At 50.8% G+C, this 17,520-nt stretch carries 15 protein-coding genes; 10 read left to right on the top strand and 5 right to left on the bottom strand.

Going from position 1 to position 17,520, the window contains the following annotated elements; genetic code table 11:
* The first annotated feature begins 61 nt into the window (after positions 1-61).
* Together AC5JLP_RS28750 and AC5JLP_RS28755 are read left to right on the top strand one after the other, a co-directional pair.
* On the top strand, positions 62-640 hold the full coding sequence (locus AC5JLP_RS28750) for an Npun_F5749 family FMN-dependent PPOX-type flavoprotein (RefSeq protein WP_496071276.1): 579 nt from the start codon (positions 62-64) through the stop codon (positions 638-640).
* Positions 641-868: 228 nt separating this feature from the next.
* Positions 869-1,510: a TIGR04282 family arsenosugar biosynthesis glycosyltransferase gene (locus AC5JLP_RS28755; RefSeq protein ID WP_496071277.1), complete on the top strand. Its 642-nt coding sequence runs from the start codon at positions 869-871 to the stop codon at positions 1,508-1,510.
* A 72-nt stretch (positions 1,511-1,582) separates the two neighbouring features.
* On the opposite strand, the gene bioA is transcribed toward AC5JLP_RS28755, so the two are convergent.
* Positions 1,583-2,875, bottom strand: a complete 1,293-nt coding sequence (gene bioA / locus AC5JLP_RS28760) for an adenosylmethionine--8-amino-7-oxononanoate transaminase (RefSeq protein WP_496071278.1) — start codon at positions 2,873-2,875, stop codon at positions 1,583-1,585.
* Positions 2,876-3,078: 203 nt separating this feature from the next.
* Between bioA and AC5JLP_RS28765 the strand changes: the two genes are divergently transcribed.
* From AC5JLP_RS28765 to AC5JLP_RS28775, 3 genes are all read left to right on the top strand, one after another.
* Positions 3,079-5,775: a vWA domain-containing protein gene (locus tag AC5JLP_RS28765; protein WP_496071279.1), complete on the top strand. Its 2,697-nt coding sequence runs from the start codon at positions 3,079-3,081 to the stop codon at positions 5,773-5,775.
* Positions 5,776-5,999: 224 nt separating this feature from the next.
* Complete coding sequence (locus AC5JLP_RS28770; protein WP_496071280.1) at positions 6,000-6,353, top strand: hypothetical protein; 354 nt, start codon at positions 6,000-6,002, stop codon at positions 6,351-6,353.
* A gap of 62 nt (positions 6,354-6,415) precedes the next feature.
* On the top strand, positions 6,416-6,781 hold the full coding sequence (locus tag AC5JLP_RS28775; protein WP_496071281.1) for an HNH endonuclease: 366 nt from the start codon (positions 6,416-6,418) through the stop codon (positions 6,779-6,781).
* A 10-nt stretch (positions 6,782-6,791) separates the two neighbouring features.
* Here the strand turns inward: AC5JLP_RS28775 and xdhB are convergent, their stop codons facing one another.
* The 4 genes from xdhB to xdhA form a co-directional block, all read right to left on the bottom strand.
* Positions 6,792-9,134 carry a xanthine dehydrogenase molybdopterin binding subunit gene (gene xdhB, locus AC5JLP_RS28780; protein ID WP_496071282.1) on the bottom strand — a complete coding sequence of 781 codons (2,343 nt, stop codon included), beginning with the start codon at positions 9,132-9,134 and terminating at the stop codon, positions 6,792-6,794.
* Between the two features lie 88 nt (positions 9,135-9,222).
* Entirely contained in the window at positions 9,223-9,825 is a 603-nt protein-coding gene (locus AC5JLP_RS28785) for an SMI1/KNR4 family protein (RefSeq protein ID WP_496071283.1), read from the bottom strand.
* Between the two features lie 60 nt (positions 9,826-9,885).
* Positions 9,886-10,134 (bottom strand): addiction module protein, encoded by a 249-nt coding sequence (locus AC5JLP_RS28790; RefSeq protein ID WP_496071284.1) that lies wholly within the window; start codon positions 10,132-10,134, stop codon positions 9,886-9,888.
* A 46-nt stretch (positions 10,135-10,180) separates the two neighbouring features.
* Positions 10,181-11,611: a xanthine dehydrogenase small subunit gene (xdhA, locus tag AC5JLP_RS28795; RefSeq protein WP_496071285.1), complete on the bottom strand. Its 1,431-nt coding sequence runs from the start codon at positions 11,609-11,611 to the stop codon at positions 10,181-10,183.
* Positions 11,612-11,911: 300 nt separating this feature from the next.
* On the opposite strand from xdhA, the gene AC5JLP_RS28800 reads away from it, so the two are divergent.
* The 5 genes from AC5JLP_RS28800 (at position 11,912) to AC5JLP_RS28820 (ending at position 17,499) form a co-directional block, all read left to right on the top strand.
* A complete protein-coding gene (locus AC5JLP_RS28800; RefSeq protein WP_496071286.1) occupies positions 11,912-12,910 on the top strand; it encodes a TIGR04168 family protein in 999 nt (332 codons plus the stop codon).
* 66 nt (positions 12,911-12,976) lie between these two features.
* A complete protein-coding gene (locus AC5JLP_RS28805) occupies positions 12,977-13,825 on the top strand; it encodes a nucleotidyltransferase domain-containing protein (RefSeq protein ID WP_496071287.1) in 849 nt (282 codons plus the stop codon).
* 43 nt (positions 13,826-13,868) lie between these two features.
* On the top strand, positions 13,869-14,444 hold the full coding sequence (locus tag AC5JLP_RS28810; protein WP_496071288.1) for a GNAT family N-acetyltransferase: 576 nt from the start codon (positions 13,869-13,871) through the stop codon (positions 14,442-14,444).
* 100 nt (positions 14,445-14,544) lie between these two features.
* Positions 14,545-15,624 (top strand): XdhC family protein, encoded by a 1,080-nt coding sequence (locus AC5JLP_RS28815; RefSeq protein WP_496071289.1) that lies wholly within the window; start codon positions 14,545-14,547, stop codon positions 15,622-15,624.
* A 126-nt stretch (positions 15,625-15,750) separates the two neighbouring features.
* Positions 15,751-17,499, top strand: a complete 1,749-nt coding sequence (locus tag AC5JLP_RS28820) for an ATP-binding response regulator (protein ID WP_496071290.1) — start codon at positions 15,751-15,753, stop codon at positions 17,497-17,499.
* Positions 17,500-17,520: the final 21 nt, after the last annotated feature.

Below are 17,520 nucleotides of genomic sequence, written 5' to 3' on the forward strand. Positions count from 1 at the left end.
CCTGGTTGAAACCTCCGAGGTTTGTGTAAGTCCTAATCATTAAGCCTTTGGCCTTTCCTCTATGTCTTTGGCTTCCTGGCGATCGCCACTTGCCCGCGCCCTTCACCGCAATCGTGCGTTGGTGTATACTCGTTATTTACAGCTTGCGACCGTTCGAGCCGATCAGCGTCCTGCCAATCGGACGATCGTGTTTCGGGGGTTTCTTGATGGCAGTAACCAGCTACAGTTTGTGACGGATGCTCGCAGTGCCAAGACTGAACAGATCGATCGCTGCGCCTGGGGGGAAGCCTGCTGGTACTTTCCTAAAACGCGCGAACAGTTTCGTCTTGCGGGTGAGTTACTTTTAGTGAAAGCTGATTACCCCGATTCGACGCTGCAAAAAGCTCGACAGGCGATGTGGCAGGCGTTATCTGATGCTGCCCGTACACAGTTTGCCTGGGCATATCCCGGCAAGCCTCAAACAGATAAGGATGGATTTGATGTCGCTGTACCGGACGCAACGACTCCTCTACCCCATTTCTGCTTGTTGCTGCTTGATCCACAGGCGGTAGACCATTTGGAGTTGCGCGGCGATCCCCAAAACCGTTGGTTGCATCGATACGATGGTTCCGGCTGGTCTGCACAGGCGATCAATCCTTAAAATCTGGTTCCTTTTCTCCTCAATTTGAGAGAAGGGGCTGGGTGATGAGGGCTAGGATTGGCAGAAGTAATACCATTTCCATTTAATTGGGCTGCAGATCAAGAAGTGATGGAACAGAGCTTCTTAACTCAAAACTGAGAACTGGTATAACTCTAATGTGCAAGAGGTCTAATGGATTGAACGCATCAAACGCGCTGACCAACCCATCATTTCTTAAAGGCTGCGATCGTGAATGAACGCCTGATGATCTTTACACGCTACCCAGAGCCAGGAAAAGCGAAAACCCGTCTGATGCCAGCGTTGAGTGCAGAAGCCGCCGCAGACCTCCATCGGCAGATGACTGAATACACACTGGCTCAGGTCAAACCATTGCAGCAAAACTGTGAGTTGACGGTGGAAGTTTGGTTTGCGGGGGGCGATCGCACGCAGATGGAATTATGGCTGAGTGCGGACTTACGGTATCAGCCTCAGCCAGAAGGCAACCTGGGCGATCGTATGCGGCAAGCATTTCAAGCCGCGTTTGATCGTGATGTGGATGCGGCTATCATCATTGGTACCGACTGCCCAGAATTAACGGAAGCACTGCTAGTAAAGGCTTTTCAAGCCCTACAGCAAACTGATGTGGTGTTGGGTCCCGCAACCGATGGTGGTTATTATTTAATCGGCCTACGACAGGCGATTCCAGAACTGTTTCAAGCCATCACCTGGAGTACCGATCGCGTCTTGCAACAGACTGTGACGATCGTCGAGAAACTCAATCTTTCATTCACGTTGCTCCCAATGCTGACGGATGTCGATCGCCCCGAAGATTTGCCCATTTGGGAGCGCATGAAGGACACGCGATCGACAGATGGAAAAAGCATTAGATAGATGGAATCTCGATGCCTTCTACCTTTTGATCGGTCTACTGCATCCCCCACACCTCACACCCACCATTGATACCTACTCAAAAGGCACACGATCGAGATCATCCAAGATCGTGTGAAGGCCACGATATACGGACGTTAACTCTTCATCGGTGATACAGTAGGGCGGCATGAGATACAGAACGTTCCCCAGCGGTCGCAAAAGTAAGCCTTGAGCAATCGCCCGTTTGCGAATGTTCAGAGCTATTTGATTAAGGTAGCCTGGTTGATCCGTGACCAAATCCATCGCGGCGATCGTGCCTGTAACACGCACATTGGTCAACCGAGGATGATTTTCTAAAGCTGCAAGATGCTCTCTATGCTTGGTTTCCATCTGCTTAAAGGCAGATTCGTGCTCAACCATCAACTCCAGTGACGCTAACCCTGCCGCGCACCCTAATGGATTGGCGGCGTAACTGTGCCCGTGATACAGCGTTTTCAAAGCATCATCACTATAGAACGCATCATAGATGGTTTCTGAACAAACGGTGGCAGCCAGCGGCAGAAAACCGCCTGTGATGCCTTTCGATAAACAAATGATGTCAGGCTGCACGTTGGCTTTGAGGCAGGCAAACCAATCACCCGTGCGTCCAAAGCCCGTCATCACTTCATCGAAAATCAGCAGCGTATTGTGCTTGTGAGCAAGCTGCTGGAGCTGCTGGAGAAATGCCGATCGCCCCATGCGCATTCCGTAAGCACCTTGCACTAGCGGCTCGATAATAATGCCTGCGTAGCGATCGCCTGCTTCCACCAGGTACTTCTCAATGGTGTCGAGAATGGTTTGCTCGGTTGCGGCTGCGATCGCCTTATCGGGATGGGTGATCGGATAGGGCACAAACGCAACCTCAAAGAGCAGCGGCGCAAAGGCATGGGAAAAGAGCGATCGTGCCCCCACGGCCATCGCTCCAAAGGTATCGCCATGATAGGCGCCCTCGAAGGCAAGGAAGGTCGATCGAGGCTGCCCTTGATTCGCCCAATACTGATACGCCATCTTCAGCGCCACTTCCACCGCCGTCGAACCATTGTCGGAATAAAACACGCGAGTGAGGTTCGCGGGCAAACGGCGCACTAAGCCCTCTGCCAACTGCTCGGCTGGATCGTGCGTAAAGCCAGCAAAAATGACGTGCTCTAGCTGGGATGCTTGCCGATAGAGTGCTTCTGCAATCTTGGGGTGACTGTGACCATGCAAATTTACCCACCAGCTTGAAATGCAATCGAGAATGCGTTCACCTGTTTCTAGCTCTAACCAAACGCCATGAGCGGCTTTCACTTTCAGCGGTTCGGGTGCGGTTTTTGCCTGTGTGTAGGGATACCAAAGGTTGGGGTGCATGGTGGAAGGAGCGATCGACGAATTTTAGTGTAGTGCGATGACGTAGCCAGTGCCAAATTTAGCTAACACCGTAAAACGCATTGATGGCGATTGCGATTGCGCCTGGTGCCCAACATCTCACCCGAAGCAGGTATAAAGGTCACTGGACAAGTCCTTTTGTAAGGTAATAGAATCATCCTCATCTCAGTGTGAGGGTTAAAGCCATGTCACAATTGCAACGTCTAGTTTGGCAGCGTCTCGGTTCGTTAGCAACGGCGTTGCTTATGGTGCCTGGTGCAGTATGGATGCCGATCGCGGCTCAGGCGTTATCACCCAATCAGAAGCAGACAGCTTGTCCTGGTACAGAATTATTTCAGCCGAATGACCCGGATGTGCAGTCTTTACGATCGCTTATCGAGAAATACAAGGTTGTGGACTACAGCGGCATTGGCAATCAACCTGTTACGGGTGATGAAATTGCCGTCGCCTTGAACCTCGTCTTATCTCAAGCAAGGCAGAATTTGTTGAGTGAAGAAAATGCTCCTTCTAAGAGCGATATCGTAACTCTCTACAGCCTGAGGCAGCGCTTTGAAGCAACGTGGGCAAGAACGAGAAGTCGTTATGGTTCTGGTCTGGATAGCTTTCAGGCGCTGCAATGGATGACACAGCAGAGTGTGGGTGCTAGTGATGTTCAGGCACTGCGATCGCTGATTCAACACAACGAGCTTAAAGCCCCGATCGCCCTGACGGATCAAAGAGCGTTAACCCGCTACGACTTTGTGCTTGCTCTAAACTCAGTGTTAGGAAAGCTCTCAGAAAAATTGTCAGATACGAGGGACACTCTATCTAAGCAGGACTTCAATACAATTGACGCTCTGATGCAAGGTTTCGCGTCTGACCTGGTAGCAATTGGGGGTACGTATAACTTTTCCAGGCAGCAATATGTTTCTTCCATTGACATCCTGGTATTTAGGGCTTTGAGCAACCGATACGGTCTGAGCGTTGGGCTATCGACTGTGTCTCCGGTTCGTTCGATGACTCGCTACGAATTTGCGGCTGGGTTGAATGCACTGTTGGATCGCGTTAATGAACTCATTGCTTCTGGAAATGCCTCACTCGTCTCTAAAGCAGACTTAGCAATATTGCAGCAGTTGCAACAGACTTATGCTCCTGAACTTGCAACGCTGCGTGGTCGGGTGGATGCACTAGAGGCACGCACAAGTACGCTCGAAAAGCAGCAATTTTCTACCACGACTAGGCTTTCAGGAGAAACCATTCTCAACGCTGCTCCTTCTCAACCTGCATCTGCTGCCGCACCTGCGCTGCCAGTAAGGGCAATGCCTTCAACTGTTGTGAACAATAGTACAAATAGTGCGATCGCCCCAACAAAACCATCGCCTGTTCAAGCCAGTAGCCCAGTTCCCGTTTTCACTGATCAAAGCCGTATCAATCAACCAGGAACGGGCAACACTGAGGGCTACAACGCGATTACTGAAAATGCGTTTCTACGTCCCAGCACAAATCCTCTCTCAACCTTTTCGATCGATGTCGATACAGCTTCTTACAGCAACGTGCGGCGTTTCATTACAGCGGGACAACTGCCGCCTAAAGATGCGGTGCGGATTGAAGAACTGATCAATTATTTCCCTTACGATTATCCGCAACCAGAAGGCGGTAAGCCCTTTTCCGTCACGACGGACGTTGCTGCTGCACCCTGGAATCCGAAGCACAAGCTGGTGCAGATTGGTTTGAAAGGCAAGCAGTTGCAAACTTTACAACCCAGCAACCTCGTGTTTTTAGTGGATGTCTCCGGTTCGATGGACGAACCGAATAAATTGCCCCTGGTGAAACAGTCGCTCTGCTTATTGGTGAATGAACTGACTGCCCAAGATCGCGTCACCCTCGTTGTCTACGCGGGGAATGCGGGTCTGGTGTTGCCACCGACACCGGGAAATCAAAAGCAAACGATTCTAGATGCCATCGATCGGCTAGAAGCAGGCGGTTCGACCGCAGGCGGAGCAGGCATTGAGCTAGCGTACAAACTGGCGCAGCAAAGCTTTCTCAAGAACGGCAATAATCGCGTCATTCTCTCGACTGATGGCGATTTTAACGTGGGGGTTTCTAGCGATGCTGAACTGGTGCGGTTAATTGAGCAGAAACGCGATCGCGGTATTTTTCTGACCGTTTTGGGCTTTGGCACAGGCAATACTAAAGACTCCAAAATGGAGCAACTGGCAGATAAGGGCAATGGCAATTATGCTTATATCGACACCTTGTCAGAAGCGAAAAAAGTCCTGGTCAATGACTTGCGTAGCACCTTATTTACGATCGCTAAAGACGTAAAAATTCAGGTGGAGTTCAACCCCGCGAAAGTACAAGCATATCGGTTGATCGGCTACGAAAATCGCCTGCTGCAAGACCAGGACTTTAACGACGACAAGAAAGATGCAGGTGAAATTGGTGCCGGACGTACCATAACGGCGCTCTACGAAATTATTCCTGCTGGCAGTGAGAGTGATGTTAAATGGCCTTCTGTTGATCCACTGAAGTATCAGCAGCCGAAGGCGATCGTGTCTGCTTCCAACGATGAACTCATGCAGGTAAAACTGCGCTACAAAAACCCAAAAGACTCAACCAGTCAACTCATTTCCCATCCCATTTTTGACCAAAACACTCCCTTAGAAGCTACGTCAAATAACTTAAAATTCTCTGCGGCTGTTGCCATGTTTGGGATGGTCTTGCGCGAGTCTGAGTTTAAAGGACAGGCAAATTTTAATACTGTTCTGCGGTTAGCAAAGCAGGCAAAAGGCAATGATCCAAACAGCTATCGCGCTGAGTTTATTCAGTTGGTCGATCGTTGCAAGGTGCTGCTAGCCAAAACGCAAGAGATCGATCGACGAGCCAGTAGAGATATTCCCTAGAGCGATCGTCGCTCGCCTTGGTTTCAGTATGATCATCCCTCACCTCGATTAAGTTAAGTCTTGTCAAACCTTTATCTCTTTACCATCGATTAACTCACAACCCAATAGGAAATCATTGGACGATCGCTACACTAGAGTTATCGTCCATCAGGGGATAGGAGTATCGCAAATAACCGCTTCAGAACGATCGCTACACTGGAGTTATCGTCTATCCAATCGAACCCATGACTAAATCAAAGACGATCGGAGCCGTGCAATATGTGACAAATCAGCAAGGAGAGCGCGTTGGTGTCTTACTAGACCTGGAAACCTATCAGCGTCTTGCTAAGGTTGCTGCTGCTGACGAAGAGTTGTTGATTGGTTTAAGCCTGGAAGAACTACAGGCGCTAGCGACCACTCAGCTTGCCGCTGCTGAACAGATTCAGCTTAATGAACTACTCGCTCAACATGCTGAGGGGCAATTAGCGGCTGAAGCAAGGGCAAAACTTGATCAACTCCTCACACAAGTGGATTACCTGAACATCCTCAAGACCAGAGCAAGGTATACCCTGCAACAGCTTCACGGAGCCTCAAGGTAACGTGAGCGTTTACATTTCCGTTGAACTGCAACGCCAAATACGCGGTCATTTCGTCAATTGTTGTGCTTACTGCCGAACGGCTGAATCTCTTACCGCAACAACATTTGAGTTTGAACACATCCTTACCACTTTCAAAGGGTGGCACGACAAGCTTTGAGAATCTTTGCTTAGCCTGTCCATCCTGCAACCGCTATAAAGCGGCTCGTCAAATGGCGACTGACCCAGCAACACAAGCAGAGGTGCCGTTATTTCATCCCCAACAGCAAGCATGGACTGAGCACTTCAAGTGGAATGAGGCAGCAACAGAAATTGGCGGGTTGTCTTCTATTGGTAGAGCGACTCTCATCGCGCTAAAGATGAATCGCCCTCAATTACTTCGTGTTCGGCGAATGTGGGTGAAAATGGGCGAACATCCCCCAACCGTTTGACATACTGCCGCTAGATGGTTGAAAGCTGTGGATCGGGGATGGTGGCTGACTGGGTGGAAGCCGATCGCACCGCTTCGATCGCCCACAAAGTCGCCTCCGGAGTTGCAGGAGCAGCAAGATGGACGACATCGGCTGAACCAAACGCGGCGACGGCTTCTCGGATGGCTTCTCGCACAGACATTGCCAGCATGAAGGGTGGTTCGCCCACCGCTTTGCTGCCGTAGATCACACCGTCTTGGGCGGCTCGTGTGAGTAAATGAACGCTGAAGTGTTTAGGGATTTCGCTAATGGTGGGAATTTTGTAGGTGCTGGGTGCATCGCTGCGGAGTCGTCCCTGTTCATCCCAGACCAGTTCTTCCATCGTGAGCCAGCCCATGCCCTGCACAAACGCGCCTTCAATTTGGCCGCGATCGACCAGGGGATTCAGCGATTCGCCGACATCATGCACCACATCTACTTGGCGCAGCTTGAAGGTGCCAGTGAAGCCATCGACCTCAACTTCGCTCACGGCGGCACCATAGGCGAAATAGTAGAACGGTCTGCCTTTGCACGTCACCTCATCCCAGTAGATGTGTGGTGTGCGGTAATAGCCTGTAGCAGAAAGGCTAATGCGATCGTCATACGCCTGCCGCACCACGTTGAGAAAGGGAACGCGATCTTTGGGATAGGTCTTGCAAAAAATCCAGTCATCTTCAAACACCAGATCTTCGGGTGCGTCGAGGTTCAGCATTCTTGCGGCGACCGGGGAGAGGCGCGCTTTGATCGTTTCACACGCATCTTTGACTGCCTGCCCGTTCAAGTCTGACCCACTGGAGGCAGCCGTTGCAGAGGTGTTAGGCACTTTATCGGTGCTGGTGGGCATCAGGCGAAAGCGATCCAAACTCACGCCCAAAGCGCTGGCTGCCACTTGCAACATTTTGGTGTGGAGTCCCTGTCCCATCTCCGTGCCACCGTGATTGAGTTGAATGCTGCCGTCGGTGTAGATGAGCAGCAGCGCGCCTGCCTGGTTGTAGTGGGTTTTGTTGAACGAGATGCCGAACTTGACGGGCGTGATAGCTAACCCGCGCTTGGTGTAGGGATGAGTGCGGTTGAAAGCGGCGATCGCCCCCTGTCGCTCTGCAAACTTGGCATTGGTCTTGGCTTCCTGCCAGACGCGATCGAGACGGTTGTCGTAGAGTTCCTGTCCGTAATGAGTTGTGTTAGTGTCACCTGTGCCGTGATAGAAATTGCGTTCGCGCACGACATCGGGTGGCAGGTTGAGGGCACGAGCGATGCGATCGACCACTTCTTCAATGACAATCATACCTTGCGGTCCACCAAACCCTCGAAACGCGGTATTCGACACCTTGTTGGTTTTGGCGATGAGTCCCGTTACCTTGATATGGGGGATGTAGTAGGCGTTATCGACATGGAGCATAGCGCGGAGCAGCACCGGAGGCGATAGGTCGAGACTCCAGCCCCCATCGGCATAGAGCGACACATCCAGTGCCGTAATCTTGCCTTCGTTTGTAAAGCCGACCTTGTACTGTCCCAAAAAGCCATGACGCTTGCCTGTCAGGGTCATATCGTGGCTGCGCTTGAGCTTCACACGGACGGGACGACCTGTTTTATGGGCGGCGATCGCCGCTACTGATGCATAGGGGTTCGCTTGGGATTCCTTTCCACCAAAGCCGCCACCCATCCGCAAACACGTCACCACAACCTGACTGCTGGAAACGCCCAGCACCCGCGCAACAATGACCTGCGTTTCTGCCGGATGCTGGGTCGAAGCGTAGACCTGATAATGTCCTTCTCCATCGGGAATCACCCAACTCGCCTGGGTTTCCAGGTAAAAGTGATCCTGCCCGTTCATTTCAATCTCGCCTTCAAGACAGCGATCGGCATCACTCATCGCCACCATCACGTCACCCTGACGCATCACTTGCGGTTGATTGTGAAAGCTATCGGCGGCGATCGCGGCTTTGATGCTCAGCAACGGTTCCAGTGGTTCATAAGTCACGACGACCTTTTCGGCTCCCAGTCGAGCGGCTTCTTCCGTTTCACCGACGACCCACACGATCGCCTGTCCGTAGTAGCTCACTTCTTCAGTGGGAAACAGCACCTCATCGCGCGCAATCACACCCGTATCGTTTGTGCCGGGAACATCGTCAGCCGTCAGCACAGTCACAACCCCTTCTACAGTCGCTGCGCCAGAGACATCAATCCTTGTAATTCGCGCTTTGGCATAAGGTGCCACGACCGGATAGACCGACAGCATCCCTACAGGCTGGCGCTGATCGTCGGTATAGACTGCTCTGCCGCTAACGTGATAGACCGCGCTTTCATGCTTCGAGGGTTTGCCCACTGCGTTCATCGTGTCACCTCTACTTGTTAGTCTGTACTCTACGAATGTCTTTAGTCAGGCTAATCCAACCAAAATTTTATGCCTTATCTATCTCAATTTACCATCCACTCGCATAAAGCTTTTTTGCTGTTCCTGGGTTGTATTTAAGTCGAATTTCTCCAAATGCAACCTCATCGACGACATCAACAAACCCGTTATCTCCAACTGCATAGATACCAGTTTCATAGCACTCAACCAATGCCAGCATCATATTTGTCAGACTATTGAAGGCAAGAGCAATATCACCTGTTTCATCAATGAAAAATATAGGAGCAGAACTTCTCTCTTCCTCCGCTCCTGAAACCGCAAAATACTCACCTTCAAATTCACAGAAAGGAAATAAGTACATCGGTAAATCTTTCTGTTCTCTGTAAGTGCTTTGGGTTTCCTCATTGATATACTCTTCGGCTTGCTGCAAGGCGTAGTCTATATCTATAAAAGAATGGTAAACAAAAACACCACAATCCCAAGAGTCATCATTTGTACCGTTATGCCATTGGTAAAGGGTGTAAATTTCTCTCGGTAATCGGGATGGAAATTGACTCAGTTTTTCTTGAATTTCCGCTAACGACAATCCTGGCTTAAAGCGATCACAATCAGTAGGCTTATGTTCTCGTCGCCAAGCAAGAATTCGTTCTAGAGCATCCGTTAGCTCAGTCATAAAAGGACAGACAGTATTAATCTAATAATTCACTACAACAGAGTAAGATGTATCAGTTCATTACGGCTTCTTAATCGACGCTTTGACTTCCTCCCACGTAAAGGTATTGTCTGAATTAATGCCATAGTCTTCAATGCGGGTATCCATTTCCCTTTTTTGCGCTTCCGTTAATTCGATATTCCAAGCGCTCTCTACTTCATAATTGGATTCCTCATCGAGAGAATAAATCAAGAAGTAAGCAAGTTCCGCACGCTCCTCCATCGAGAGTTGAGCTAGCTCAAGCTTCAGTTTTTCTGCTGTTTCAGTCATTTTTGTACCTCCTGGCAATTAGCCCAATCGGATTGATCCATTTTCTTTACATCAACACCACGCCTGCCACCGTCTCTTCTGGCGACTGACATTCTACAAAAAACTTTTCAAAGAGATTGGCAATCAGCAGTTTGCGGTAGTCGGCGCTGCCTCGCAGGTCGGTGAGCGGTGTGAAGGCGGCTTTCAGCGTCGGCTTGATGTTCTGGATGGTTGCGAGAGTCCAGGGTTGCCCCATGAGCATGGTTTCGACCGCGATCGCCCGTACTGGAGTTGCCGCCACGCCACCATAGGCCAGCCGCGCATGAACAATGCGATCGTTCGCATCCAGGTCGATCGTAAAGGCTGCTGCCACAATGCTGATATCATCGGTTCCGCGTTTGCCGATTTTGTACGACTGGCTGAGACGACGCACGGCACCAAGCGCGATCGCTTTGGGAATCGTCACCGAGACAATCACCTCTCCCGGTTTGAGATCAGTTTGACGATAGCCTTTAAAGAAGTCAGCTAGTGGCAGGATGCGAGTTCCAGTGATGCTGGCGATCGTGATCTCCGCGTCTAGAGCCAGAAGCACGGGAGGCAGATCGCCGATCGGAGAAGCGGTGCCTAGATTGCCGCCGATCGTGGCTCGATTGCGTACCTGTCGCGCGGCAAACCAGTGCAGCATCTCATCCAAGCTGGGAAAGATGCCGTGCAGGTTGGTTTCGATGTGGCTCAGCGGCACTGCTGCGCCGATCGTCACTGCGTCTAGGGTTTGCTCAACCTGCTTGAGTTCTGCCACTGCTTCGAGCGAAATCATCACAGGGAAGTGTTGGCGACGATGGGTGAGTTCCAGTCCCAAATCGGTAGCACCTGCAACTAATGTGGCATCGGGATGCTGCTGGAGTAACGTCAGAACGCCGCTTAAATGGGTAGGTCGGTAGAAGTATTGGTCGTTGCCACTGTAGTCCAACGGTACCAACTCAGCCGACGCTTGGTTCAGATGCGTTGCAAAGGTGTCATCGGGTGCAGTCTCATTCACCAACTCAGCCGCACGGCGAATGGAGAGGTAGCCTGTACAGCGACACAGATTGCCTTCTAGCGAAAAATCGTCAACGGCCCGATCGTAATACGCGGTAAACAAACTCATAATGAATCCGGGTGTGCAGTAGCCACACTGGGAACCCATCGTTTCGACCATTGCTGCCTGTACGGGATGCAGTGCGCCGTTCGCCACCCCTTCAACGGTGATAATGTCTTGTCCCGCTACAGATGCTAAGGGAATCAAGCAACTGTTCATCGCCTGGTACTGCGGCTTGCCATCTGCACCTTCGGCGACGATCGCTACTGTACAAGCACCGCAATCGCCATCACCACAGCCTTCTTTGGTGCCTACTCGGCCACTGTCGCGTAGGTATTCCAGCAGTGTCATCGTAGGGGACACATTTTTAAGCGGGACGAGGGCACCGTTAATGGTCAATGTTAACGTCACATCTGACATGAGTGTTCTACATCTGAGGTTGATTTCAATTGTCTCTCGTTCACTACTCTGTCAGGTGTTGATGTACGTGATTGTTAACTGAGAGACCTTTAAACGTAAGGATTAAAGAGCGTTGAAAATTAACCGCAGAGGCGCAGAGAACGCAAAGAGTAGATTCTGTTACCTCTGGGTCTCGACGGTGAATTAAGAACAGGCAATTTTGTAATGGGCGATCCTTCAGTGCGGGATCAGTCCTGTAACCTCTACCACTCATCCTCTTCAAAGCTGATTATGCTGGAAGAGATGGGAAAGGGGATACGCATGACTGAACCGCTACACGATCGAAACTTATCAACGAAGAACTCACTCATACAAACGATCGCGCCTTCAACGACTGCGATCACCATTGCCGTGATTGGCGATGTCCACAACTGTTGGGATGCTGATGATGCGATCGCGCTGAGACATCTCGGTGTGGATCTGGTGCTGCTGGTCGGCGATTTTGGCAATGAATCTGTAGAGGTCGTGCGATCGATCGCGGCACTCGATATTCCGAAAGCAGCCGTTTTGGGCAACCACGATGCCTGGTATAGCGCCACCGAATGGGGCATCAAGAAGTGTCCCTACGATCGCACCCAGGAAGACCGGGTACAGCAACAGCTTGATTTACTGGGAGACGCTCACGTTGGCTACGGCAAGCTGGATTTTCCAGCATTAAATTTAACAGTGGTGGGTGCGCGTCCCTTTAGCTGGGGCGGCTCAGAGTGGAAGAACACCAATGCGTTTTACCAATCGCGCTACGGTATCACGAGCTTTGCTGAATCCACGGAACGGATTGTGCAAGCCGCCAGCAGCAGCGCTCTCGATACCGTCATCTTCTTGGGGCACTGTGGGCCGAAAGGTTTAGGCGATCGACCTGAAGATACCTGTGGGAGAGATTGGAGTCCTCCCGGTGGTGATCATGGCGATCTGGACTTTGCAGAGGCGATCGAAGCCGCTCGTAAATTGGGCAAAACGATTCCCCTGGTTGCTTTTGGTCACATGCACCACCAGTTGCGCCACACCAAACAGCACCAGCGCGTCCCCCTCGTCGATCAGAACGGCACCATATACCTGAACGCTGCCAGCGTGCCCCGCATTGTCAAAACAGAGAGCAACTGTCTACGCAACTTCTCCTTAGTGACGCTTCAGGCTGGCTCTGTCGCTCAAGCCTCCCTGATTTGGCTTGATCAAAAGATGACGCTAGTTTCAGAAACGGTGCTTTATCGCAATGAAACGTTTTCTAATCAGCCTCATCAGAGTCGTGAGGCGATCGTATAGTTTATTAGCTTGGCAAATTCAGTGCTGCGTCATGGACACGGATACTCACCCACAGTACAAAGCTCTATGAACGATAGAACGCAATATTTGCTGGAATTAGCAAAACGCAACGTCAAAGTATATATTGCTAACCCGAACGCTAAAGCTGTAATGGTCACAGGTTCAATTGCAGAAGGACTGTGCGATGAGTACTCCGATTGTGACGTGGGCATTTATTATGATGAATTGCCTTCCGAAGCAGAATTACAGCTTGCGCGGCAACAGAATCAGGGTTCAGAACGGCTGTGGACGTTGGGCGATCGAAAAGAAGGTGTGATTGTCGAGAGTTACCTTGTGAGCGGTGTTGAGTGTCAGTTTGGGCACTCGACGATCGCGCAATGGGAAAAGGATATGGCAACCGTCTTGGAAGCATTTGATATTCAATCGCCTATGTTGAAAGCAATGTCTGGAACGCTGATTGGCGTTCCGTTGTATGGTGAAGCATTAGTTCAGCAGTGGAAGGCTAAAGCTGCCAGCTACCCTGATGCACTCGCTCAGGCAATGGTTGAGCATTACCTTAAGTTCTTCGCCATTTGGGGGATGCAGGAAAAGTTTGCCAAGCGTGACGCAACGCTCTGGTACTACCAGATCATGGTTGAGTCAGCCCAAAATCTTCTCGGTGTCTTATCTGGATTAAACCGTTTGTACTATTCGACATTTCAATTCAAGCAGATGAGGAGGTTTATTGAGCAGATGAAAATTACGCCCGAAAAATTTGCCTCTCGTCTTGAAAGCTTGTTTGATCAAGATGCTTCTGTAGCTATCAACCAACTTGAAACATTAGTGCGAGAGACCGTAGAGCTTGTGGAGTTTCACATGCCTCAAGTTGATACTTTGCTAACAAAACGAAAATTAGGGTGGAGACAACAGCCCTAGAAAATGAGTAATGGTGATCGTTAAGGGATAGTTGGTAAAGCTTATGAGTCAGATCCCTGAAATGGATGATGACTTACGCCCTGAATACGACTTTACTAGCCTTACTGTTGTGGCACGGGGTCAAGGACGTATGGATTACACCATTCGCGCTTTGACGGGTGAAGATGGAGCGATCGTGTGGGAAATGTTGCGGTATGCATCACACGAACCCTCGCTGGAGTCTATTCAAGAGCAACCGTATTTAGCTCGTTATGCATCAGGTTGGGGCAGAGCTGGTGACAGCGGATGTGTTGCAACCAGAGGTGCCGTATCTGTTGCTGCAGCCTGGTTGCGTCTATGGTCAGAAGACAACAAAGGGTTTGGCTACATCAGCAAGGAAATTCTCGAATTGGCAATGGCTGTAGCGCCGGATTGTCGTAATCAAGGGATTGGCACACGATTATTGATGCAGCTTTTAGACAGAGCAACCGATCGCTTTCCAGCCGTGAGTCTCAATGTGCGGCAAGACAACCGTGTTGTGAGGCTCTATGAACGAGCAGGCTTTATTAAAGTGCCAGCAAGTGAGGTAATCAATCGGACGGGTGGCGTGTCGTTTAATATGGTGCGTAAGTTCGAGTGAAATCATTGTGTGCCAGCGACTTTAGCTCTTCTGACCACACCCGATACCGAAACCCGATCGCCCACCTCGTACAATGCGATCGCCCCATACTGTATCCTACATGCTTCACTTCTACCAGCAGCTTGCTATTGCACTTCGACAGGGAGCCGTTGTGTTGGCAACGGTCGTCAATGTCAAAGGGTCGGTGCCGAGAGAAGTGGGCGCAATGATGTTCCTTTGTGCGGATGGTAGTCTTGTGGGCACGATCGGAGGCGGGGTAGGCGAAGCCAGTGTCATTGAGCAAGCAAAACAGGTGTTCGTGACAGGCGCAAAGAAAAGAGTTGATATTGACCTATCGGGTCATCCAGAGCAAATCAAACAGGGCATCTGTGGTGGCATGATGCAGGTTTGGCTAGAACGCTGGCAAGGTGAACGTGCGATCGCCCTTGCAAATGATATCGTTGGCCTCTTGCAAACTGGACAATCTGCCTCCTTACTTATTGCTTCTGCACCAGATCGCGCACCCTACCTCACCACACTCCACACCCCACACCCCACACCCCACGCTTTCACAATACCGCTCCTCCCGCCACCCATCCTACTGATCATCGGTGCTGGTCATGTGGCTGTACCGCTAGCACAAATGGCTCACCTGCTTGAGTTTCAGGTCATAGTGCAGGACGATCGCCCGGAGTTTGCGAATACCCAACGGTTTCCAGAAGCCACGGTGCTGGCTCAACCCGTCGATACAGCCGTTGCAACGCTAAACGAGAGACCACAGCTTTACGTTGCTCTGGTGACACGCAGCTATCAGCACGATATGGCGGCCCTAAAAGCACTCTTGCCCCGATCGCCCCACTACATCGGCATGATTGGCAGCCAAAAGCGAGTCAAAACCGTGTTGCAAGCGTTACGACAGGAGAGCCTTTCGGGGATGGATGCAGTCTCGATCGCGTGTCAATTAGAAGCGGTGTATGCGCCGATCGGTCTTGATCTCGGTGCCCTTACACCCGCCGAAATCGCGGTCAGCATTTGCGCCGAGTTGATTACGGTTTATCGTGGAGGCAACGGACGATCGCTCTCAGGTCGATTGCACTTTAACCGATCGCATCCCAACCCTTCGCCAGCCCTGCCAGAACCAACGGGGCTGAACAGTGCGACAAGCACCCAACACGAGCAACAGCAGGCTCAACAGCAATAAGCAAGCGGAAAGAGTTGTCAGGAGAATAGATGGCATCACGCCTTCACAATGTTTGCATTTTTCGTCGCATAGATACCCGCTATAGTAGGCTTGACCGTTATAGCTTGTGTTTTAGCAGTCCGTGAAATGTCGTCTGACCGAAGATTAAGCCTGAGCTGGGTTCTTCCTTGCGGGGCGTTTGAGCAAATTAGCAGCGCCCTTCAGCAAACGGCCCAGACGGGTGATCAAACGAGCTTGGTGCTGACAGAAGCAACGCTGCGGCGCGATCGCACAATGGCTGGACAGGGCGATCGCTTTGTAGTGGTGGTTTCACATCAGTTTAGTGGCCTGTTGATGGCAGATCCAACCCCTAATGAGGCGTTGCACGAGACCATTCATTTGACGTTTGCACCAGAGTCGATCGCAGCTTTCCTGTCCCAGTTACACCATCAGTCTCAGCATCGCTCTAAGTTGGTCGATCGGCTGCATCAGGCTGTGCAGCAAGTGCAGGCAAACAATCCAGATCTTCAAAGTGAGTTTACGCTGCGATTGGCAGACCTGATGCTAACTCACTCTCCCGCTTCACCCACCAATGCAGTCACGGCAGCGCTAGAGCAACAGCACCTGCTTGAACAGCGCGTTATTGAACGGACTCAAGAACTGCATGATGCGCTTTTAGCAGCCCAAGCCGCAAATCGTACTAAAACTGAGTTTCTGGCTGCTATGAGCCATGAACTACGGACTCCCTTAACCTGTGTCATTGGCATGGCAGAAACGCTGCTACGCGTTATGGCAATGAAGCCAGATACTTACCCTTTGCAACCGCAAAAGCAGCAAGAGTATCTCAAGCTCATCAAACGCAGCGGCGAACACTTGCTAGAACTCATCACCGACATTCTGGAAGTGTCCCAAGTTGAGGCGGGCAAGGTTGTGCTGGATGTCAAACCGTTCTCGCTGTCTCAGGTCGCGCATCAAAGCCTGCAAATACTTCAAGAACGGGCACACTCCAAGGGCGTTGAGTTAGCCCTTAAGGCGCTTGAACATGATTCACAAAGCTTAAATAGCACCGATGTAGAAGATGATGCCTTTATGGCTGATCCGCATCGAGTGAGCCAAATTTTGCTGAATCTACTCAGTAACGCTATCAAGTTCACGCCCGCAGGTGGGCGCGTCACGTTGCGGTTTGGCAGTAAGCACAATACGGCTATCTTTCAAGTTGAAGACACAGGGATTGGCATTGCAGACAATCAGCGATCGCTGCTATTCCAGAAATTTCAACAGCTTGATAGCTCCCTAACCCGCAACTACGAGGGAACAGGCTTGGGGCTTGCCCTGACCAAGCAATTGGTTGAATTGCACAACGGCAAGATTGAAGTCAACTCAACTGTTGGCGTTGGCTCAATTTTTACAGTGTGGTTGCCTGCTCAATCAGTGAATCCGTCGATCGCCCATCTAACAGACAAAACCGCTAGCCTTATGCCCGCGATCGCGCCAAACCTTCTAGAAACTGAGGCAATGAAGCGCGCGCTACCCATTGGGGAACGGGTGGTGCTAATTGAAGACCACGATGAAACAGCGCTGTTGATTTGCGACCTGCTCACTGCTGCCGACTGTCAGGTCGTATGGATGATTGATGGTGCTACCGCCATGAGGCAAATTGAGCTACTGCGTCCACGCCTGATCATTGCCAACATCCAGCTACCCGATCTGCATGGCGATCAAATCATCCAGTTTCTGCGCGACCATCCAGCCCTACAAGCCACTAAAGTCTTGGCGCTCATGGCAAAAGTCTCATCCAAAGATCACACCGTTCAGGGCGTTGATGACTATCTCATCAAGCCAGTAGAGCCATATCAATTGTTAGATAAAGTAGCAACATTAGTGGGAAGAGAGTAGAAAATAGGGAGTGAGTTTGTG

It is taken from the genome of Stenomitos rutilans (genome assembly GCF_059505485.1).